Origin of the sequence: Streptomyces sp. NBC_01264 (genome assembly GCF_026340675.1) — a bacterium.
In the GTDB taxonomy this organism is placed as follows: Bacteria; Actinomycetota; Actinomycetes; order Streptomycetales; family Streptomycetaceae; genus Streptomyces.
The window spans coordinates 20,195-40,743 of record NZ_JAPEOX010000005.1 but is presented as its reverse complement, the minus strand read 5'-3'; the positions used below and the strand labels follow the sequence as shown (position 1 = coordinate 40,743).

The following is a 20,549-nucleotide window of genomic DNA, read 5'->3' as shown; positions in this document are numbered from 1 at the left end:
GTCCCTGATGGAAAAGACCAGGTCAGCAGCACCACCCCCTCAGAAGAGGGACTGAAGGGACTCAGAATCCGTAGTTATGAGCTGCTCACGACTTACTGTCCTCTGCTAACGCGCGTGCGCATATACGCACACACGTGATGAGTGGAACTAGCGACTAGAGTCCCTTCGGTCCCTCCAGTCCCCGCAGGTCATCCAAGGAGGCGCTCTGACCTGCGCTTTCTGGGAGGGCTTCGTCGAGGGACTGAATCTCAGCAGGGACCCAACCCGTATTGGTTGGGAGTCCTCCAGAGGTACCTTGCCAGTGCTCAGGCCACTCCCGAATCCAGACGAGGGCTACTGCCTCCATCGAAAGGCACCAGTGGGCGACTCGAGAGGGGCTGGCGGCCTCGGACTGGGATGCCCCTCCGCGCAAAGCCTCCCACCGAGGACGCGCTGCTCTGCCAAAGGTGATCGGAAAAGGCCTGGGCGACATCGCACTACCGCAGGCTGGCCCCGCGCGCCAAGCCCAGGTAGCAGTTGTGCGCCGCCGGGAGCCGAATGTCATCGCTCTCCGGAACCTTGGACCGAACAACGAGGTGCGGGAGCAGTGTTCAGGCTTCGCAGGGCGACGTCTTCCGTACATCAGGAGCGTGGAGGGCCAGGAGCCCTCGCGAGGGCCCGTTGTCGTCCACCCCTACACCGCGAAAACTTGGGAGGCGGTCGACGAAGCCCAACGGGACATGTTCGAGAACCTGCCTGCCTTCTCCTACTGCGAATCCCAAGCGCCATGGCATCAGCGGCACGGCGAACAAGGCGCGCGGTTCAACGACGAGCCGGGGGATACTCAGAGACATGACTGTCGACGATTCCGGCCTGGACGATGCGGTGCTGTACCGGTTGAAGTTTGCCCGTCGGCTGCCGGCAGGTCTGTCCGAGCTGACCGGGCCCGTTCACGGTATCGTCGAGCTTCCGCTGCACGTGGCGTGGTCCGGGCTGCGTGCCTTCGACCTGGATCAGCCCCGGCAGCGGATGGGTCTGTATCGGACAGTCCTCGCCGAGGGCACCCGCGAGGACCTGTGCCGGTTCCTGAACGCCGAGCTGCTCGCCAGCCTGTGGCCGGTGCTGCGCACCCTTGCAGGCCCGAGCGTGCGGGACGTGTGGGAGAAGGCCTTCCCCGAGCTCCAGGAGCGGGCTGCGGCGTGAAGATGCCCGACCTGCACGCACGGCTCCTCGCCGATGTCCTTGCGCTCGGCTCCCCGTTCCCTCTCGTGCTGACCGGCGGCTACGCCGTGCAGGCTCACCAGCTCCTGGAGCGGGTCAGCCAGGACCTGGACGTCGCCACCGAGTCCGCGACCCCCATGGAAGACATCGCCCAGACGGTGCGCGACGGGCTCACGGAACGCGGCTGGCAGGTCGCCGACGTCGAGATCGCCCCGCTGTCCGCCCGCTTCCAGGTCACCGACCCCGCCACCGGCGAAGCGTGCGAGGTCGACGTCCTCAAGGAAGTGTTCTGGCGGCCCCTCGCCCACACCGCCTACGGCCCCGTCCTCGGCGAGGAGGACGTGATCGGCACCAAAGTCCGAGCCCTCGCCGACCGGGGCGCGGCCCGCGACTTCCTCGACGTGTACGCCGCATCCCGCCGCTGGACCACCCCCGACCTCGAAGAGTTCGGCCGCCGCCACGCACGAGGCCGGTTCAGTCCCGAAGACCTCCAGAGCCGCCTGGCCGGCGCCGACTGGATCGACGACGCCGAGTTCACCGCCTACGGCCTCGACGAGAACGCCATGGCCGCCCTGCGGACGTGGGCGCAACTCTGGTCCGACGACCTCGCCCGCCGCCTCCACCAAGACGAAGCCGAGGGTTAAGAGTCCTAGCTGTGCAGTACGCCGGTACGGGCGGCGATGCCGCGTAGCTCGGGTGTGGTGCGCCCGGAGAGCAGCAGGCCGGAGACGAGGGATTTCACAGCGGGGCGGGCGTGGGTTTCCTGTGGAGCCCAGTACTCGGCCTGGAGTAGGGCGCGGATGCATTCGTCTCGGCGGCCCCATTGGGCGAAGGCCTCCGCCCGGTCGGTGAAGTAGAGCGCGCGCCGCTCCGTGGTTGGGAGCGCTTGGGGGGCGAGAGCGTCGGCGGCGGCGATGGCGGCCGAAGGGTCTCCAGCAGTGTTCTCTGCCGAGATCAGGTGCAACTGGATCGTGGCCCAGCTGAACCCGCCGGTGGTGTCCCGGAGGTGGGTAACGGAAACCAGGCTCTTGGCGATGGCGGTGGCCTCGCTGGTCAGCTCGCGCATGCCTGCCTGGTCGCGTTGGTTGGCGACGGTGTAGGCGGCGCACTGGACCAGCAGCCCTCGTTGGGCGATCCCGGCGTTCCCGAGCTCACGCAGGGCCGGATCTTCGGCGGCGTTCAGGGCGAGGGTGAGGGCCTGGTCGTGCCATCCTGCCTTGCGGGCGAGGACGGCCTGCTGGCGGGCCGCTTCCGCGACCGCGACGGGCGCGCCGCTGACGGCGGCGAACTGCCGGGCTCGGTCAGCTGCCATCCAGCCGAGTTGCGGCTCGTCGAGCTTGATGAGGATCCGCGTCGCCAGGAGGTAGGCCTGCGCCAGCAGGGGGAAGTTGTCGCTGGTGGACTGGTGCCCGGCGGAGATCAGGCGTGGGAGCCGTAGGGCGAGGCTGGAGTAGGCGCAGTCGTTGAAGTCCGCCGAGGCGCGGTGCAGTTCCACCGAGAGGTGGTCCGGGGGCGTGTCGGGGGCCGCGCGGCCGAGTCCCAGCATCGCGTCGCGCAGCCCCGCAACGAGTGTCTCGCCGAGTTGCGCCTCCTCGGTCTTGGCCGGGGTGGTGCCGGTGAGGGAGGCTCCCATGGCGGCCGCCGCGGTGACCGCCAGGTTCGCGAGCAGCTGCCTTCGCGTGCGCACCGGATCCTCTCCGTCGTCGCGCCCTGAGGTTCCCAGGGTAGGGGCGGGCAGGCTGGGATACGGACCGGTTCGCTGACTGAGTGGATCCGGATCGGCGCCCGTGGCCGGCGCGAGGCCGAGGGCCTGCGGTGGGATGTCGAGCACGCGGGCGAACCTCTGGAGCACGGAGACGTCCGTCATGTTCGACTTTCCGCGCTCCAGGCGGGATACCTGGGCGGCCGAGTAGCCGGTCAGCATGGGCATCATCCGTCCACCCGCCCTCAGCGGAGGGCCGCCCGTAGCGGTCCTGGATCTCCCGTACCCGCACCCACGCGGTGTCAGAGCGCTTCTGGAGGAGGATCAGGTCGTCGGTGAGTTCGATATCAGCGACGGCCGGAGCCTAGAGCCCGACACTGACAGCGACTCGGAAGGCGCCCCGGAACGCCCCAGGATGGTGCGGGCGAAGTGAAGGTGGAGTTCCGGCCCGCGCCAGCGCGAGCCGGAGCGGCACCGACGCGGTGGGCTACGCCGACTCGGTCACGACATCGGGTTCCACCGGGCGCGCCTGCTTCTTAAGCTGCATCCGGGCGTCCACCAGGTCCACACGCGGAACGGTCGCCCAATGGGCGCCGGAGATTCTTCCTCTCAGTGTGGGAAGGTGCTCCGGCGGCGACGGATGCTGGCTTCCGTGGCGTGTGGGGCGGTGATGGTGCAGTCCTCCGGCACGGTCCGGATGGCCAGGGTCACGCCGCTGGTGATCTGGCAGCGGCGGCCGATGGCGACGCCGGGGCCGATGCTGATGTTGTTGCCGGTCTGGGTGTCGTCTCCGATGACGGCGCCGAACTGGGTGGTGCCCGACCGGTACAGGCCGTTGCCAGTCCGCATGATCACTTCTCGGTCGGGCTTGCGCATGTCGGTGGTCATGTTGATCGCGGCCACGGTGACGTTGGCGGACAGGTGGGTTCGCGCTCCGAGGATCGTCCGGTTGACGCCAATCCGGTGCCCGAGGACCGCGCCTTCCCCTACGAATGCGGCGGTGACTTCGCAGTTGAAGCCGACCTGAGCGCCGGCGCACAGGACGCTGCCCTTCCTCACGGTGGTGAACTCGTGGACCTTGACGTCCGGTCCGATGATCACATCGTCACCGATGATCGCCGTGGGGTGGATGAACGCGGAGGGGTGGATGCGCTGCTCCTCCCCCAGCGCGACCAGGGCTTCGCGCTGAAGGCCCTTCCACTGAGCCAGGAACGCGGCCAGCTCGAACTTCTCCAGGCCGCCGTAGACGCTCGCGGTGAGGGCCCCCTCGGTGGGGGCGGTGACGTAGTCGCCGAGGATGATCCGTTCCATATCGATGCCCTCTCATACGGTCCGGGGCCCGGGTTCGGCGGGGGTACGCTCTCCGTTCACCTGGCCCCGGAAGGAAGTGGTGGTGGTCGTGACCCGGCCGCGTGTGGGTGTCGCCGTGCTGACCATGGGCGACCGGATGCCTGAACTGCTGGCCCTGCTGACCTCGGTCGCCAAGCAGGACGAGCCTGCGGTGCGGGTCGTGGTCGTCGGGAACGGCACAGCCCTGCCAGATCTGCCCGAGGGCGTGACCGCGGTGGAGCTGGAGGAGAATCTGGGGGTGTCCGGCGGCCGGAACGTAGCCTGGCGCCGCCTGCGGGACTTCGGGGACGTTGATGTCCTGGTGGACCTGGACGACGACGGCCTGTTGACCGAGGCTGATGTGATTCGCCGGATCGCCGACCTGCACGCGGCTGATGCCCGGCTGGGCATCGTGTCCTTCCGGATCGCGGACGAGAGCGGCCATACGCAGCGGCGGCACGTGCCCCGCCTGCGGGCGGGTGACCCGATGCGGCGGGGCCTGGTGACGACCTTCCTGGGCGGCGGACACGCCCTGTCCATGCCGATGCTGGAGGAGACCGGGGGCTGGCCGGACGCGTTCTTCTTCACACACGAGGAGACCGACCTGGCCTGGCGGGCCATCGACCGCGGCTGGGACATCCTCTACGAACCGGAGCTGGTGCTCCAGCACCCGAAGACGTCCCCGGCCCGGCATGCGGTCTACTACCGGATGACCGCCCGGAACCGGGTCTGGCTGGCCCGCCGTCACCTGCCCGCCCCGTTGGTCCCGGTCTACCTGGGGGTGTGGACGCTGCTGACCGTGGCCCGCACGCGGTCCCTGACCGGCCTGCGGGCCTGGTTCGCCGGGTTCGCCGAGGGCATTCGCACGAGCGGCGGCCCCCGGCGTCCGATGCGGTGGCGGACGGTGTGGCGGCTGACCCGGCTGGGCCGGCCCCCGGTCATTTAGGCCGCGCCGGTCTCCTGCTGGAGCCAGTCCGGGGCGGCGGCCGGGGTCTCCCTCAGCCACTTCACGTAGCGGGCCACCCCTTCGGTGATGATGACCTTCGGCTTCCAGCCCAGGATGTTTTCCATCCGGCGGGTGGCCGCGTACCCGCCGAGGGGGTCACCGGCCGGGAGTGGCGTCTCCAGGAGCGGCGTGTTCGGGTAGTGGGCCTGGATCAGCTGGGCGACCTTCTTGACGCTGGTGGGAAGGCCGGTGCCGATGTTCACGGTCTCGGTGTGAGCGCGAGGGCTGGCCAGGGCCCGCAGCGTGCCCTCGGCGATGTCGTCCACGTGGACCATGTCCCGCACCTGCCGGCCGCCGCCGTTGAGGTGGAGCGGGAGACCGAGGTGGGCCCGCGCGGCGAACCAGGCCACGACCCAGGAGTGGGAGCTCGGCTTGATGGTCTGCGGTTCGCCGTAGACGGAGAAGTACCGGACGATCGCGTACGACGTGCCGACCTGGCCGAGGACGAGCGCGGTCTGTTCCTCCCCCCACGCCTTCGTGTTGCCGTACACAGACTTGGGGCGCATGCGGGTGAACTCGTGGAACTGGGGCGGGATACGCCCATGAACGGACTCCAGGAGCTGGCGCATGGTCAGGAGGTCGGGGCTGTCCGTCTCCTCGGGGTTCCCGTCGCCGTAGACGCTGGCGGAGGAGGCGAACACCATCCGGCGGACGCGGTCGGTCGCGGCGACGGCGTCCAGCACGTTCTGAGTGCCAGCCACGTTGGTGTCGATGGCGGCCAGCGGTTCGCGGGTGCAGGCGGCGACGTCAGCCAGGGCAGCGGCGTGGATCACGTAGTCCGAGTCCGAGACCAGCTTCCGCACCAGCGCGGTATCGCGGATGTCCCCCAGGACTACATCCGGGTCCCCAGCGCGGACGCCGAACAGGTCGGCGTACACGCGCTCGGGGTAGGCGTTCATGGTGCACAGGGCCACGGGGCGGGCGCCGAGGTCCCGCAGCTGAGCGGTGATGCGGGAGCCGATGAGTCCGGCGCCGCCGGTCACCAGGACGGTGGCGCCGGCCAGGGCGCCGAGGTCTGAGCGGTGGTGCACGATGCCTCCAGAAACGGGTTTCGGGTGGAACGTGACGGGCGGCCGGCCTTGCAATCAGTGAAGCGGCGGTCACTGTCCGCGGGTACCGTGGGTGGCTTTGTCAGCGAGTTGCGAGAGCGCCTGTAGCTCAGCCGCGAGAGCACCCTCTTCCACGGAAGAGTGATGTCGCTGAGATTTGAGAGCACCTGGATGCTTGCTTCGGGACCATGGTTGTGCTCTGCACGATGAGGGGGCCGGGGTGCTGCCGAAGTCCAAGGTCGATCTGTACGCGGCGATCCGCCGTGACTCGCGGCATGGGCTGTCCAACCGCGCTCTTCAGCGGAAGTACGGCGTCGGGTTCTTGACGGTGCAGAAGGCGTTGTCCTCGGCCTGGCCGGAGCCGAGGAAGCAGCTTCCCCCGAGGGCGACCCGGCTGGATCCGTTCAAGCCGTTGATCGACCAGATGCTGCGGGCGGACCTGGACGCGCCGCGCAAGCAGCGGCACACCGTGAAACGGATCTTCGAGCGGCTACTGGATGAACACGGCGCGGACGAAATCTCGTACCAGATGGTCCGCGGGTACGTGGCGACGCGCCGTGAGGAGATCAGGGTCCAGGCCGGCCGGGGTGTGGTGGAGGCGTTCATCCCGCAGACCCACAAACCCGGAGCTGAAGCGGAGGTCGACTTCGGGGACGTGACCGTGCGGTTGGCCGGCGAGCTGGTGACCTGCTACCTGTTCGCGTTCCGCCTGTCCTACTCGGGCAAGGCCGTGCACCGGATCTTCGCGTCGGCCGGGCAGGAGGCGTTCTTCGAGGGCCACGTCCACGCTCTCAACGTGCTGGGCGGAGTGCCGACCTCGAAGGTCCGCTACGACAACCTCAGGGCCGCGGTCGCCCAGGTGCTGGGCTTCTCCCGGCAGCGGGTCGAGGCCGAGCGGTGGACCGCGTTCCGCTCGCACTACGGCCTGGAGGCTCTTTACTGCCAGCCTGGAATCCGCGGCGCCCACGAGAAAGGCGGGGTCGAGGGACAGATCGGCTGGTTCCGCCGAAACCACCTCGTCCCCGTTCCCGAAGTCGCCACTCTCGCCGAGCTGAATTCGATGATCGAGCGGTGGGACGAAGCGGACGATGCCCGGAGGATCCGCTCGCGGCCCCGCACGATCGGTGAGTACTTCACAGCCGAGCGCCCCCTGCTGGGCCCGTTGCCGGACGAGCCGTTCGAAACGGGCCGGCTCTTCACCTTGCGGGTCGACCGCTACAGCCAGATCAGCGTCCGCACCAACCGCTACTCCGTGCCGGTGCGGCTGATCGGCAGGACGGTCCGCGCGATGCTGCACGCTTCTGAGCTGGTGGTCCACGACGGCCGCGAGGAAGTCGCCCGGCATGAACGGCTCATCGCCAAGGGAGGATGCCGCCTCGACCTGGACCACTACCTGGAGGCACTCGTGCGCAAGCCCGGTGCCCTGCCGGGAGCGACCGCGCTCGATCAGGCCCGCTCCGCGGGCAGATTCACCCCGGTCCATGACGCCTGGTGGGCGGCGGCCGTGAAGGCCCACGGAGAACGCGACGGCACCCGCGCGCTGATCGAGGTCCTCCTCCTCGGCCGCCACCTGCCCCACGAACACCTGGTCACCGGTCTCGCGGCAGCCCTTAAAACGGGTGCGCTGACCGCGGATGCCGTCGCACTCGAAGCCCGCAAGGCGGCGGAGGAGTGCCATGCCGAAGAGCCCGTGCCGCCCACGGTTGGCCGGTCCAATGTGACGTCCCTGGCCTCGCGCCGCCTGGCTCACCTGCCACCCGACAAGCGGCCGCTTCCTTCGGTCGCCCACTACGACCAACTGCTGCGGCTGCGTCGGCCGGATCGCCCCACCACCTGAAGGAGAACGACTGTGACCTTCCCCCGCCAGCGAGGACTCACCGAGCAAGCCGCCACTGCTGCGGTCGACCAGGCATGCAGGATGCTGCGGCTGCCCACCATCCGGTCCCAGTTCCCCGAGGTCGCTGCGACAGCCGAGCGCGAGCAAATGTCCTACCTCGGCTTCCTCGCCGAACTCCTCCTTGCCGAGTGCGACGACCGGGCCCGACGACGCTCCGAACGCCGTATCAAGGCCGCCGGGTTCCCCCGCGACAAGTCCCTGCGGAAGTTCGACTTCGATGCCAACCCCAACATCGACGCGGCCATGATCCACACCCTCGCCAAGTGCGAATGGATCAAGAAAAGCTTGCCGCTCTGCCTCATCGGTGACTCCGGCACGGGCAAGTCCCACCTGCTGATCGCCCTCGGCACCGAAGCCGCGATGGCCGGCTACCGGGTCAAGTACGTGCTGGCAACGAAGCTGGTCAACGAGCTCGTCGAGGCCGCCGACGAGAAGCAGCTGACCAAGACGATCGCCCGCTACGGCCGCGTCGATCTTTTGTGCATCGACGAACTCGGCTACATGGAACTCGACCGCCGTGGCGCCGAACTCCTCTTCCAGGTTCTGACCGAGCGGGAGGAAAAGAACAGCGTGGCGATCGCCTCGAACGAATCCTTCTCTGGCTGGACAAAGACCTTCACGGATCCTCGTCTTTGCGCCGCCATCGTCGACCGCCTCACCTTCGGCGGCAACATCATCGAGACCGGCACCGACTCCTACCGACTCGCCACCACCCGCGCCCGCGCCGAACAGCAGCAGGCGGCCGGCTGAGCTCGCTCGCAGCTCAGAGCGCGATCGGCCGGTACTTCAGAGCCTCGTCGACAATCTGCTCCGCAGACGCATCCTTAAGCGCGTCCGACGGGTGGAAGACCAGGTCACTCACCCGGGGATGCGACACGTTCGTCTCCAGGAGCCGCAGATAGTAGTCGCTCTCCGGGGAGGCCATCAGAAGTCTGCGAACGATCTCAACGAGCTCGTCCCAGGAGATGTCCGCGACCACGGGGCGAGCCGGCCGGGCCGCCTCCATCGCGAACTCCTCCAGACTCCTGCTGCCGTCGTATTCGGTGAAGTCAAGCGCCTCGTAGTCGTGACCGGTCATCGCGTTGAAGGCCGCGACCGCCTCGACCGCCGCCTCCGGACGGGCGGCCAACAGGTCAGCGATCCGGTCGACCTCGGCGCACAACTCGCCCAGCCGTTGCCGACTCACGGGCGGGGGCAGCAACTCTGGTCTCAGATCCACAGCCGGAATTATGCCCGTCGGTGCCGACACGCCCCAGCCGAGCCCGCTGGGTGCTGCCAGTTCTCATCAATATTTCTGGACATCTCGATCAAGGACCGATGCCAGGCCCCACCGACATTCGCTCTCCGTTCTCACCTACGAAGCCAGCCCTGTCTTCATCGACCCTCCGAGGGGTCACAACACCGGGATCAGGACGCCCAGGCCGGCGAACTCTGCCGGCGTCATCGACCCTCCGAGGGGTCACAACTCCACAACGGCACCCTCATGACCGTGCACGCGTTGGGTGTCCTCATCGACCCTCCGAGGGGTCGCAACGTCAGGGTCTCGGTGGAGAGGGTGAGCTTCATGCGGCGTCCTCATCGACCCTCCAAGGGGTCACAACTGCGGCAGGGCGCTCATAGTGGTGACCTCCGTATCTCGGATCCTCATCGACCCTCCGAGGGGTCACAACAGCTGACCGTGGAGGGCCGGGTCGGCCCACTGCAGCCCTCACCGACTCTCCGAGAGGTCACAACAAGAAGGCGAGGCGCTCGTCCTGCTTCGCCCGAGCGTCCTCATCGACCCTCCAAGGGGTCACAACTACGCGGCGCCCGTGGGCGACAGGCGGACCGTGCGGGTCCTCATCGACCCTCCAGGGGCACAACGCGAACTGGTGCCGGACGAACCCGGCCATGGCGAGTTCTCATCGCCCCTCCGAGGGGTCACAACGTGTAGACGGCCGGACCCGTGCCCACAGTGAGTCGGATTCTCATCGACCCTCCGAGGGGTCACAACGTGACTGAGCCGACCGCGGCGATCACCACGTAGAGGTCCTCATCGGCCCTCCGAGGGGTCACAACACGGTGGTGAGGTCGGTGGTGTCACAGGTGACGGTTTCCTCATCGACCCTCCGAGGGGTCACAACTGGAAGACGGTGGAGGCAACCAGGACCGCGCGGGCCGCGGCCCTCATCGACCTCCGAGGGGTCACAACAGGGCCGAGGAACGCCCCGCCAGCGAAAGGCCGGCGGTCCTCATCGACCCTCCGAGGGGTCACAACAGCGAGAGACCGCCTTTGAGGCGCTCGCTTCGAGCCGTCCTCATCGACACAACGAGGGGTCACAACGGCAGGCGCAGCCGGATCGCGCCCGTCTCGGAGAGATCGTCCTCATCGGCCCTCCGAGGGGTCACAAGGCCGTGTTCCGGCGGAATCTGGCCGCGAGCGACCGGCGTGGCATCCTCATGGACTCTCCGAGGGGTCACAACGCGTGGTTCACCTGCTCCGCGCTGGCCGGGCCGTGTCCTCATCGCCCCCCCAGGGGTGACAACACTTCGGTCCCCGCGGCCGTCTTATGCGGCACCTCGATTGTCGCAGGGTCGACGCGGGATCGGAATCTGGTCCCAGCGCGCTCAGGATCTTGCGGCGGCACCGCCTTGATGCGCGCGGAGCTTGTCCCAGACGCTCTGGCCGGCCTGCTGGACCCGGACCGTGTAGTCCAGCCCGAGCTCGGCCGCCGCCTGGAGAACCTGCTCCTCCGGCCCGGCGGCGGCCAGAGGTCCCCCTGGCAGTTCTTGGAGGACCGGTGCTGGCCCACCAGGCGCGGCTCCCAGGGCTGAGGCGAGCTCAGCGCGAGCCTGCTCCGAGCTCAGTACGTACTCGGCCTGGGTTGGCTGTGCGGCGGCGAGGGCTTCGACGAGCTCCTCGATTGTGGTGCCCTGCTCGGCCGCCAACACCGCCAGACGATCACGGATGGCCACGCTCACCTTGATGCTCGTCTCAGAGCAATAGTCAAGAGTTGTGGATCAGCTGAGGTGGTTCATGCCGCGAGGGTCTCGTCCTGATCGACGAGGTGACCGTTCTCGAAGCGGTTGCCGGCTCGGACGAGGGCGACGAGGTGGGGTGCGGTGACCGCGCGCCAGCGGGCCTGGGCGGATTCCACGAGCTTGAAGACCATGGCGAGGGCGGCGGTGGGGCTGCCGGCGCCGCGGGTGACCTTGGTCCGGAGCTTGACTGTGGAGAACGTTGATTCGATGGGGTTCGTGGTCCGCAGGTGGATCCAGTGCTCGGCGGGGAAGTCGTAGAACGCCAGCAGCTCGTCGACCTCGCCGGTGATCTTCTTCACCGCCTTCGGCCACTTCGCCCCGTACGTCTTCTCGAACGCGGTGACCGCCTTCTGGGCGTGGGTGCGGTCCTCGGCGTTGTAGATTTCCTGGAGGGCTTTCCTCGCGCCGGGCTGCGCGGATTTCGGCAGCGCGTTCATGACATTGCGGGTTTTGTGAACCCAGCACCTCTGATGGCGGGCGGCGGGGAACACCTCCGCCAGGGCCCGCCACAGCCCCATTGCCCCGTCGCCGGTGACCAGGACCGGGTCGCGCATGCCGCGCCGGCGGCAGTCCCGCAGCAGATCCGCCCAGGACTCGGTGGACTCCCTCAGCCCCTCGGCGATCGCGATCAGCTCCTTGGTGCCGTCGACGCGGACGCCCATCAAGACCAGCAGGCACGAATGGGTCTGGGACAGACGGATCTTGGGGTGGATGCCGTCGGCCCACACATAGACGTAATCGGTTTCCGCCAGGTCACGGCGCTGGAAGACGGCATGATCTGCTGTCCACTGCTTCGTCAGCCGGGTCACCGTCGCCGGTGACAGGCCGGCCGTGCCGCCGAGGAACTGCTCGAGTGCGGGCACGAAGTCACCCGAGGACAGGCCGTGGAGGTAGAGCAGGGGCAGGACCTCGCTGACCTTCGGGGACTTCCGGCACCACGGCGCGAGGATCTTCGAGGAGAACCGTTCCCGCTCGCCGGTCCCAGCGTCGACTCGTTTGTCGTTCACACGCGGCGCGGCCACCTCGACCGGTCCCGCGGCCGTGGTCACCGACCGGGGCCGGTGACGGCCGTTGCGGACCACCAGCCTCCGGCCCCGCTCGTCGTGCTGGCCAGCGAGCTCGGCTATGTACTGCTCGACCTCGGCCTCCAGGGCTGCCGCGAGCATCCGCCGGGCGCCCTCCCGGACGATCTCGTCGATCAGAGAGATACCAGACTCGGTGGTGCCGTCTTCGTTGACTACGCTGAGCACGGGCGTGCCTTCCCGACCCGCGCTCGAACGCGGGCCCATTCGGTGACCATGAGTCGATCACCCGGGAAGGTACGCCCTCCGCATCCCACGAGGCACCCCGCCCCAGGCCGATCCACAGGTTCCGAGCATTGCTCCTCGTCTCATCGGACATACCTCTGACGCTACTGCGAGCCGAGGGACTGCGTGGCCGCCAGAACTGCCAGCGGGCCAGTCCGCCCGTTCGGCAGTGCGAAGGCTCCTTCGAGAACGATCACCGCTGGCCCGGTGAGCTGGAAGGTCTCGTCGGCATCGACTGTGATCCGGAGGCATCCACCCGGGAAATCGACTGTGTAGTGACCCATGCCAGTGTGCTTCTCGCGTTGGCGAAGCGCCGCCACGGCTGCGGATGCCCCCGTACCGCAGGCGGAGGTCTCGCCGACGCCCCGTTCGTGTACGCGCACCGAAAGTCTTCGAGGGCCCCTGATGGTCACGAACTCGACGGTGACACCGTCGGGGTAAGCCGCGGCTGGGGTGACAGTGGGTGGGACGGTGAGTTCGCCAGCGTGAGCGAGGTCGTCGATGAACGCCACGGCGTGAGGGTTGCCCATGTCGACGTTCAGGGCGGACCAGTGCCGGGGTTCGACGGTGACCTTGATATTTTCCGGGCCCGGAAGGCGGGGCCGTCCCATGTCGACGGTGATCGCATCGTCAGTTGCGTCGGCCGGAGGGATGCGAACCTGTCGTATGCCGGCCCGGGTGACGATGCTGACCAGGCCCGGTCGGCAGAATTCCGCGTCGGCCAGGTAGCGGGCGAAGACTCTGATCCCGTTGCCGCACATGGAGCCGTTGGTGCCGTCGGCGTTGCGGTAGTCCATGAACCAATCGGCCTGGGCGGACATGCTCTCGGCTTCGGGTTCGGCAGTGGAGCGCACGGCGCGAAGGAGGCCGTCGGCGCCGATCCCCGTCCGTCGGTGGCACAGTGCCTTCACGTCGTCGGCGGTCAGGTGCAGGTGGCCGTCGGGGTCGGGCACGACGATGAAGTCGTTCCCGGCGCCGTGCCCTTTGGCGAAGCGTATTTTCACGTCTGTCATGGTCAGCTCCGAGGGTGTTGTGTGCCGCGAGCCGGCTAGGGGGTGGGGAGCCAGCCGCGCTGGACGGCGTGGACTCCTGCTTGGAAGCGGCTTCGGGCATCGAGGATGTCCATGAGGTCTGATGCGATTCGCCGGGCTGTCCGTGGGGAGATGCCGAACTTCTTGGCGATGGTCTCGTCGGTTACTCCGGTGGCCAGAAGTCTGAGCATCTCGGTCTGTTGAGGGGTCATCCCGGGTGAGCTGGGGACGGGGCTGGCCCCGAGGGGTGTCGCCGTCTCCCAGGTCGCGTCGAAGAGCGCGCAGAGCGCGGTGATGGTGCCCTCCCCGCTGACGAGGACGGCTCCGGCACGAGCATCTGCGGTGCGGGTGGGTAGGACTGCCTGGCGCCGGTCAAAGATGATCCTTCGCAGGGGGAGGGAGATCCTGGTGCGGACGGCGGCACCGTGCTGGTTGAGCCAGTTGACGTGCTCCAGCGTCGGCTTGTCGTTGCGGACGCTGTCGAGGTAGATGGTCCGGCTTCGCACGCCGCGCCGGAGCAGCTCCGCGTTGGGATCGCGGCTGGCTTCCAGGTCGGCGGTGAGATGGGCGCCGCCCGGAGCGAGGGTCATAATCTCGGTGGCGGTCTCCCGGGCGAGCTGGGCGAGGCGGTCTCGGATGGCGTCTGGTCCGATGATGTGTTCGTCGTCGGTAGCGCGCGGCAGGGCCCCGGAGCATTCCGCGATGAGTTGGGCTGCGGCTGCGCGGGAGGCCTCTACGCGTAACTGCTGGGCGGCCAGTTCGGCGTGCTGGCGGGCCAGCAGCACCTCCATTGCGGCCTCAGGGTCCAGCACCCGAAAGCCGTTCTTCTCCTCCTGTGAGGGCTGGATGATGGCCAGTGCGCTGAGCTTGGTGAGGCTGGCACGGACTGCTTCCCGGGACGTGTCCAGGCGGGCTGCGAGTTGGGCAACTCCGTCGGCGGGGTGGGCCAGCATCATCCGGTAGACCTGTTCCGCCAACAGATCGAGACCCAGGGTCTCCAGCACTATCTCTCCTTCTTCCGGGGAGCTTCGAGGCTGAGGCTACGGCTGATGAGTCTTGTTGCCCGGGTCCTATTTATGCAATGGCATATTTAGTCTGCGGTGTTCGCTTGTGGGGCGAAAAGGTGCACCTCGATCCTCTGGGCATGTATCTCGTTCACGCTGAACTCTGCTGCGGGGCCGGTGCAGCTCTGCCGGTGCACGCCGATCGCTTGATTGCCGACGCCGCTGATGCCGACGAGGGACTTGAACACGTCGTCGTCCATGAGGACGAGGCCGCGGGCCTGCTGGTGGGGTTGTTCATCCTGGCCGCCACGGTGGAGGACGCCGAGCGGCTGGCGACTCTGTTGGTCACCAGGGCAGTTGAGTCTGTACCTGAGCTGGCCGGGTTCACGGTGGGGCGATGCGGGGTGCGGATGGTTCCGGGCTACTACAGCCGGCAGGTCACCGAGAACCCGGGTGGACTGGATATGCCACGTCACGATTAGGACAGACGTCATCTCTTCCGCGCCGTAAGACCGCGAGCCATTGTGGAGACGTGCCCAAGATCCCCTAACCGGATTCAGTGATTCCCGCCCGGAAGCTCCGGACAATTACACCGACCCCACCCTTCCTCATTGAAGGACGAAGAAAATAAGTGACTGCTCTCCGCTTCTCGCTTTCCGCAATCGCAGGAATTCTGACGCTTGGCGTAATTGTTCCGGTGACCCAGAACCTCTCTCCGGCATATCGGGAGCCGGTTCATGCCACACAGCAGGACGTTCCGGTCTCGCTCCTCGACGTGACCTGGGGCGGCTGAGGTCAGCACCCGCCGTCTCGCCGGCCGAAGAGGGCAGGGTGCGATGTCGAGCTCAGGCCGCCCTTGCACCACGGCGCGCCGGCGACCGATCGCGCGTGAACCAGTTACTGCTCCCGCTGGCACCTCACGAGTAAGGACACACCACCTGATGTCCACAACGCACGTTCCCGCAGTCAGCCACCTTCCCGTTGCCGCGGATTTCCCTTCCCTGTGGGAGGCGCGGATCCGCGGCCAGGCGTCCGAGCCCCGGCAGATGGTCGAGCTCGCCTCGGGCGCGGGGACTCCGCTGTTTCTGATCCCTTGGGGATCGGGAAATGTGAAATTCGTACGCGAGTTCGTCGATGCCTTCAATCACGGCCACCCCGTCTACGGCTTCGAGACAACCGGTCTGTGGAGCAAGGAGGAGCCGCTGCTCGCGGTCTCTGACATCGCTGAGCGGTATCTGCGGCAGATCCGGCGTGTCCAGCCTTCCGGGCCGTACCTCATCGGTGGGCTGTGCGGTGGCTCGCAGATCGCGTACGAGATAGCGACCCGGCTCAGGGCGGCCGGCGGCAGGTAGGTCCGGTCATGCTCGTCAACGCCGCACGAGGAGAGCTGGCCGCCGAGCCCCACCTCGAGTTGGAGGATGTGTACGAGCTGCGGCTGGCCTCCTTGAGACGGCAGTTCGGTTCCCACGATCTGGAGAGCGACCTCGATCTTGTGATGAGCCGGATGCGGGAGCTGCGGTGGATCGACGATGAGATGCCGACCGCGGACTTCTTCTGGCGGCAGCTGGTCTGGGCGGCTTCCACGTACGCCTTCCTCCGCTGCCGGCTTGGGCCCCTGGACGTCCCGGTCAACGTGTTCGTCGCCGAGGAATCGGCCGCGGACCCGGAAGTCCGCTGGGACGACATCGCGCCCTTGAGCACCGTCTCGTCCGTTCGTGCGGTCAGCAGCGGACAGATCATGCGCAGTCCGGGGTTCGTCGATGCCATGCGCAAGGCTTTCGCGCAGTTCGCCCAATGAGCGAGCAGCAGGTAGCCGACGACACGGCGGGCGCCACCCTGACGATCGCACCGCCTGAGAGCAGTAAGGCCCAGTCGAGGTCTCTGTTCGCGCAGAGGAACTTCGTCGTGTTCTGGCTGGGCCAGACCGTATCGAAGGTCGGCAACGGGGCGTACCAGGTAGCCCTGGGCTGGACCGTCTACCAGCTGACCGGGTCGGCGGCGGCCATGGGTCTCGTGCTCGCTCTCAACGTCCTGCCCCAGGTCGTCTTCGCCCTGATCGGCGGAACGGTTGCGGACAGGTTGTCCCGGCGCATGGTGATCATCCTCTCTGACAGTGCGGCGGCCCTGGGGATCGGGCTACTGGCCGTACTGTCCGCAGCCGGTCTGCTGTCTCTGCCGGTCCTGATGGCGGCGGCTGTCCTGCTGGGAACCATCAGCGCGTTCTACGGCCCTGTCACGTTGTCGGAGCGATCTGGGATGATCTTCGGGTTGCCTGTCCGGGGAGGGGCTCGACCGTGTCGTCTGTGGTGCCGTCGTACAAGAATCACCGCTACCCGGCCGAGATCATTTCGCACTGTGTATGGCTGTACTTCCGCTTCCCCCTCAGCTTCCGCGAAGTCGAGGAGCTGATGCTCGAGCGGGGCGTGATCGTGTCCTACGAGACCATCCGCCGCTGGTGCCTGAAGTTCGGCCAGACCTATGCCAATGCCTTGCGCCGCAGGCGTCCGCAGCCCGGCGATAAATGGCACCTGGACGAGGTCTTCATCAAGATCGGCGGGGTGCAGAAGTACTTGTGGCGGGCCGTGGACGCCGCCGGCAACGTCCTGGACATCCTGGTCCAGAATCGACGTGACAAGGCTGCGGCCAGGCGTTTCTTCCGTCGGCTCCTCACCTCTACCGGGCGGGTGCCCCGGGTGATCGTCACCGACAAGCTGGCCTCGTACGGGGCGGCGCATCGTGAGGTGATGCCGTCGGTGGAGCACCGTGCTCACAAGGGGTTGAACAACCGGGCGGAGAACTCCCACCAGCCCACGAGGCAACGCGAACGGGCGATGAAAGGGTTCCGCAGCCCGGGCGGAGCGCAGCGCTTCTTGTTCGCGTTCGCTGGGATCTCACCCCACTTCCGACCTCACCGGCACCTCATGAGCGCCGGCCGCTACCGCTTCGAAATGAGGGTCCGCTTCACGATCTGGGACCAGATCACCGGCGCCGCCGGCGTACCCGCCACCGTCTGAGCAGCAGACCGCCCGCGGCCTCTCCCTGCTCTCAAACAATCACACCCCCGACAACGTGACAGTGCCGGGACGAGTGTGTTGGTCGCGCGGCGGCACCGCTACACCGGTGAGGTGTCCTTCTTCCGCTGCTGGGCGCCCGGCGACGTTTCGCTGGCCACGCTGGTGGAAGTGATCTGCCGCAGGTGGCGCATCGAGGAAGCCTTCCAGCTCGGCAAGGGCTTCACCGGACTCGACCAGGGCCAGGTGACCTGCTGGAACTCCTGGATGCGCTGGTCACTGTTCTCCCTGATCGCCGCCGCCGTCCTCGCCCTCACCACCGCAGCCGTCCACGAAGACTCCGAGCCGCCGCCCGGACTCGTCCCGCTGACCTGCCCCGAGCTCATCCGTCTCCTCCGGGCCCTTGTGCTACCCCCACCAGCCCGCGACCGTGACCACGTCCTGCACTGGATCGCCTGGCGGCGCCACCACCAAGCCGTCGCGACCACCCGCCACCAGCAACGACACCACCGCCACGATCAGCCCTGAACCAGAACTACAGCTGCCGTGGCAGTGCGCGATGACCTCGACCGGGTAGCGGTGGTTCACGTACGACGGCACCTCGGACGACACGAGCGGCCCCCCTCCCCAGACGGACACTCCGAAGATCATCCCACCCCCACCACCGACAACGTGACAGCACCCCTACACACCCTTCACCCGCCCCCTCGACCTCCTCGGACTCGCCTGACCTGCACCGCAGCATGATCAACACGACTATGAATCAGCCCTGACTTCAAGACCAAGAGGATGGCCCGTCAGATGCACGGACGAGCAGGCTTCACCCTGCTCCGCCACCGCATCCTCCTCGGATAGCGACACTCAGCGTTACCACCGAATGTGAGACAGTGCCGTTAACTTTACGGACTCGACTCACGTCAATCACCAAAGCGATCCTCGCCCTGGAAACCCACCGCTGAACAAGCTCATTGAATCAGCTCTGAGTCGTATGCACGCTCAGCTCCTGGAGGAGTTCATCTAGGCTCTCAAGGAAAAACCCGAAGACCTCATTCTCCCCCCTCACTTGATTTGAGAAGCTGAACTGATGCCCAGGCTCATACCCCATCTTCTGATCATTCTCCATCAGCATACGTAGAAGGCTAGACCTCTGCGACTGCACTTCAACGACGCTATTGCGTACGAGATGGAGAGCCTGGACCATTTCTTTCAGGGTGTCATAATTCTTGTCAGGACGATTGACGAATTCTTGCAATATCGCCTTGGCGCGTTCCGTGTCCCTCAAGGTCGTAACTTTGCTAAGTTGCGCATAGCAGGTACCGATTGCAGACATTAGCGAATTTTCCATCTGTTTCCTCCTGGTGATTTTATGCCCGGCATAAATATATGAAGCGGTCGCGTTTCACTATGTCAAACCGGGCACCGTCCGTGCACCCTATGTTCGCCGCTACTGGCTATCCATTAAGGGCAAAATGGGCAGCCTTTTGGGCACTCCGAAAGACTTCTGCGCCAGTACTGACACGGCAGCTGTAGTTCCGTCGTTGTCGCTGTTCAGGGACTTGCTGGGGTGGGTGCAGGCATGGGTATGGCTACCGTGATCATGAACGTTTGTGACGACGTATCGAGACGCGGTGGCCGTGGAGGCCACGGTAGCCGAGAAGGCGTGGGGCGAGGCCTTCGGAAGGGCGATGAGTGTGGTCGCGGGCTGTTTCGTGCGGCGTGAGGCACGGGCGACGGCGGCGGAGCTGGTCACGGGGCTGTTGCTCGAGGTGGACACGCGGAACTGCTGGACTCTCGGGCAGGCGTTGGGACATCCGGGGCCGCACCGGTTGCAGCATCTGCTGTCCCGGGCCCGGTTCGATCACGATCTGGCCCGCAGGGAGATCGCCGGTCTGCTTGCCGGTGAACTCGCCGGGCAGGAAGTGGTGCTGGTGGTGGACGAGACGGGCGATGCGAAGTCGTCCACGGACTGCGTGGGGGCCGGCAGGCAGTACTCGGGGGCGATCGGCGGTGTGGGTCTGTGCCAGGTGGCGGTCCACCTGGCGGCGGTCACCTCGACCACGAAGATGATCCTTGACCGGGCCCTGTACCTCCCGGCGGACTGGGCCGCGGACGAGGAACGCCGCCAGATGGCCGGGGTGCCGGAGCACGTCACCTTCGCGACGAAACCGCAGCAGGCACTGGCCATGGTCACCGACGCACTCGCCACGGGGATCGAGGCCCGCTGGTTCGCGGGCGACGAGGTGTACTGCGGACGCGAACTGCGCCGGGGCATACGCGCGCTGGATCTCGGCTACGTGGTCGGTATCCCGGCTTCGTACCAGGTCACCGACGGGGCCGGCCACCGGCGGGAGGCCCGCAAACTGGTCAACAGGGTGCGGCCCGGGCAGTGGATGCGCCGGCAGACCGGGCATGGCACCAAGGGCACCCGGGAGTACGACTGGGCCTGGCTCGACGTCCGCCCCGACGACACTCCCGACCAGAACGAGAACGAGAACGAGAACGGGGCCGGGGCCGGGGCCGGGGCCGGGACGAGTGTGTTGGTCGCGCGGCGGCACCGCTACACCGGTGAGGTGTCCTTCTTCCGCTGCTGGGCGCCCGGCGACGTTTCGCTGGCCACGCTGGTGGAAGTGATCTGCCGCAGGTGGCGCATCGAGGAAGCCTTCCAGCTCGGCAAGGGCTTCACCGGACTCGACCAGGGCCAGGTGACCTGCTGGAACTCCTGGATGCGCTGGTCACTGTTCTCCCTGATCGCCGCCGCCGTCCTCGCCCTCACCACCGCAGCCGTCCACGAAGACTCCGAGCCGCCGCCCGGACTCGTCCCGCTGACCTGCCCCGAGCTCATCCGTCTCCTCCGGGCCCTTGTGCTACCCCCACCAGCCCGCGACCGTGACCACGTCCTGCACTGGATCGCCTGGCGGCGCCACCACCAAGCCGTCGCGACCACCCGCCACCAGCAACGACACCACCGCCACGATCAGCCCTGAACCAGAAC

21 protein-coding genes, 1 pseudogene and 1 CRISPR repeat array are annotated in these 20,549 nt (G+C 67.2%); of the genes and pseudogenes, 13 read left to right on the top strand and 9 right to left on the bottom strand.

Features of this window, described 5'->3' with window-relative positions; translation table 11 throughout:
• The first annotated feature begins 831 nt into the window (after positions 1-831).
• Positions 832-1,182: a transcriptional regulator gene (locus OG435_RS47180; RefSeq protein WP_266887822.1), complete on the top strand. Its 351-nt coding sequence runs from the start codon at positions 832-834 to the stop codon at positions 1,180-1,182.
• Entirely contained in the window at positions 1,179-1,844 is a 666-nt protein-coding gene (locus OG435_RS47175) for a nucleotidyl transferase AbiEii/AbiGii toxin family protein (protein WP_266887820.1), read from the top strand. Before OG435_RS47180 ends, OG435_RS47175 begins: the two co-directional genes overlap by 4 nt.
• Positions 1,845-1,849: 5 nt before the next feature.
• On the opposite strand, the gene OG435_RS47170 is transcribed toward OG435_RS47175, so the two are convergent.
• A complete protein-coding gene (locus OG435_RS47170) occupies positions 1,850-3,133 on the bottom strand; it encodes a helix-turn-helix domain-containing protein (protein WP_266887818.1) in 1,284 nt (427 codons plus the stop codon).
• Between OG435_RS47170 and OG435_RS47165 the strand changes: the two genes are divergently transcribed.
• Entirely contained in the window at positions 3,123-3,335 is a 213-nt protein-coding gene (locus tag OG435_RS47165; RefSeq protein ID WP_266887816.1) for a hypothetical protein, read from the top strand. The two genes, OG435_RS47170 and OG435_RS47165, sit on opposite strands and share 11 nt — an antisense overlap.
• Before the next feature lie 176 nt (positions 3,336-3,511).
• On the opposite strand, the gene OG435_RS47160 is transcribed toward OG435_RS47165, so the two are convergent.
• Positions 3,512-4,213, bottom strand: coding sequence for a transferase (locus tag OG435_RS47160; RefSeq protein WP_266887814.1), 702 nt, complete (start codon positions 4,211-4,213; stop codon positions 3,512-3,514).
• Positions 4,214-4,301: 88 nt separating this feature from the next.
• Here OG435_RS47160 and OG435_RS47155 point away from each other — a divergent pair, with 88 nt between their 5' ends.
• Entirely contained in the window at positions 4,302-5,177 is an 876-nt protein-coding gene (locus tag OG435_RS47155; RefSeq protein ID WP_266887811.1) for a glycosyltransferase family 2 protein, read from the top strand.
• Here OG435_RS47155 and OG435_RS47150 read toward each other — a convergent pair.
• Positions 5,174-6,268, bottom strand: coding sequence for an NAD-dependent epimerase/dehydratase family protein (locus OG435_RS47150; protein ID WP_266887809.1), 1,095 nt, complete (start codon positions 6,266-6,268; stop codon positions 5,174-5,176). The genes OG435_RS47155 and OG435_RS47150 overlap by 4 nt on opposite strands.
• A 241-nt stretch (positions 6,269-6,509) precedes the next feature.
• Between OG435_RS47150 and istA the strand changes: the two genes are divergently transcribed.
• Entirely contained in the window at positions 6,510-8,123 is a 1,614-nt protein-coding gene (istA, locus tag OG435_RS47145; protein WP_266887996.1) for an IS21 family transposase, read from the top strand.
• A 12-nt stretch (positions 8,124-8,135) separates the two neighbouring features.
• Positions 8,136-8,933: an IS21-like element helper ATPase IstB gene (gene istB / locus OG435_RS47140; protein WP_266887808.1), complete on the top strand. Its 798-nt coding sequence runs from the start codon at positions 8,136-8,138 to the stop codon at positions 8,931-8,933.
• A 13-nt stretch (positions 8,934-8,946) separates the two neighbouring features.
• Here istB and OG435_RS47135 read toward each other — a convergent pair whose 3' ends face one another.
• The 5 genes from OG435_RS47135 to OG435_RS47115 form a co-directional block, all read right to left on the bottom strand.
• Positions 8,947-9,402: a hypothetical protein gene (locus OG435_RS47135; protein ID WP_266887806.1), complete on the bottom strand. Its 456-nt coding sequence runs from the start codon at positions 9,400-9,402 to the stop codon at positions 8,947-8,949.
• A gap of 155 nt (positions 9,403-9,557) precedes the next feature.
• A CRISPR array of direct repeats spans positions 9,558-9,982; the repeat unit is 26 nt; unit sequence TCATCGACCCTCCGAGGGGTCACAAC.
• Positions 9,983-10,790: 808 nt separating this feature from the next.
• Positions 10,791-11,138, bottom strand: a complete 348-nt coding sequence (locus OG435_RS47130) for a hypothetical protein (RefSeq protein WP_266887804.1) — start codon at positions 11,136-11,138, stop codon at positions 10,791-10,793.
• Between the two features lie 59 nt (positions 11,139-11,197).
• Positions 11,198-12,454, bottom strand: coding sequence for an IS256 family transposase (locus OG435_RS47125; protein ID WP_266874713.1), 1,257 nt, complete (start codon positions 12,452-12,454; stop codon positions 11,198-11,200).
• 161 nt (positions 12,455-12,615) lie between these two features.
• Entirely contained in the window at positions 12,616-13,524 is a 909-nt protein-coding gene (gene dapF, locus OG435_RS47120) for a diaminopimelate epimerase (RefSeq protein ID WP_266887802.1), read from the bottom strand.
• Between the two features lie 35 nt (positions 13,525-13,559).
• On the bottom strand, positions 13,560-14,546 hold the full coding sequence (locus tag OG435_RS47115; RefSeq protein ID WP_266887800.1) for a helix-turn-helix domain-containing protein: 987 nt from the start codon (positions 14,544-14,546) through the stop codon (positions 13,560-13,562).
• A gap of 140 nt (positions 14,547-14,686) precedes the next feature.
• Between OG435_RS47115 and OG435_RS47110 the strand changes: the two genes are divergently transcribed.
• From OG435_RS47110 to OG435_RS47085, 6 genes and pseudogenes are all read left to right on the top strand, one after another.
• Positions 14,687-15,028 (top strand): hypothetical protein, encoded by a 342-nt coding sequence (locus OG435_RS47110; RefSeq protein WP_266887798.1) that lies wholly within the window; start codon positions 14,687-14,689, stop codon positions 15,026-15,028.
• Between the two features lie 354 nt (positions 15,029-15,382).
• Complete coding sequence (locus tag OG435_RS50270) at positions 15,383-15,898, top strand: thioesterase domain-containing protein (RefSeq protein WP_323188045.1); 516 nt, start codon at positions 15,383-15,385, stop codon at positions 15,896-15,898.
• Between the two features lie 8 nt (positions 15,899-15,906).
• On the top strand, positions 15,907-16,344 hold the full coding sequence (locus tag OG435_RS47100) for a hypothetical protein (RefSeq protein ID WP_266887796.1): 438 nt from the start codon (positions 15,907-15,909) through the stop codon (positions 16,342-16,344).
• Positions 16,341-16,955, top strand: coding sequence for an MFS transporter (locus OG435_RS47095; protein WP_266887794.1), 615 nt, complete (start codon positions 16,341-16,343; stop codon positions 16,953-16,955). The genes OG435_RS47100 and OG435_RS47095 overlap by 4 nt, the downstream gene beginning before the upstream one ends.
• Positions 16,841-17,560, top strand: coding sequence for an IS6 family transposase (locus tag OG435_RS47090; protein WP_266887770.1), 720 nt, complete (start codon positions 16,841-16,843; stop codon positions 17,558-17,560). Before OG435_RS47095 ends, OG435_RS47090 begins: the two co-directional genes overlap by 115 nt.
• Before the next feature lie 48 nt (positions 17,561-17,608).
• Positions 17,609-18,085 (top strand): annotated as a pseudogene (locus tag OG435_RS47085) (IS701 family transposase); the annotation flags it as partial.
• A 445-nt stretch (positions 18,086-18,530) separates the two neighbouring features.
• On the opposite strand, the gene OG435_RS47080 reads toward OG435_RS47085, so the two are convergent.
• Positions 18,531-18,887 (bottom strand): hypothetical protein, encoded by a 357-nt coding sequence (locus OG435_RS47080; protein WP_266887790.1) that lies wholly within the window; start codon positions 18,885-18,887, stop codon positions 18,531-18,533.
• 277 nt (positions 18,888-19,164) lie between these two features.
• Here OG435_RS47080 and OG435_RS47075 point away from each other — a divergent pair, with 277 nt between their 5' ends.
• On the top strand, positions 19,165-20,541 hold the full coding sequence (locus OG435_RS47075) for an IS701 family transposase (protein ID WP_266887788.1): 1,377 nt from the start codon (positions 19,165-19,167) through the stop codon (positions 20,539-20,541).
• Positions 20,542-20,549: the final 8 nt, after the last annotated feature.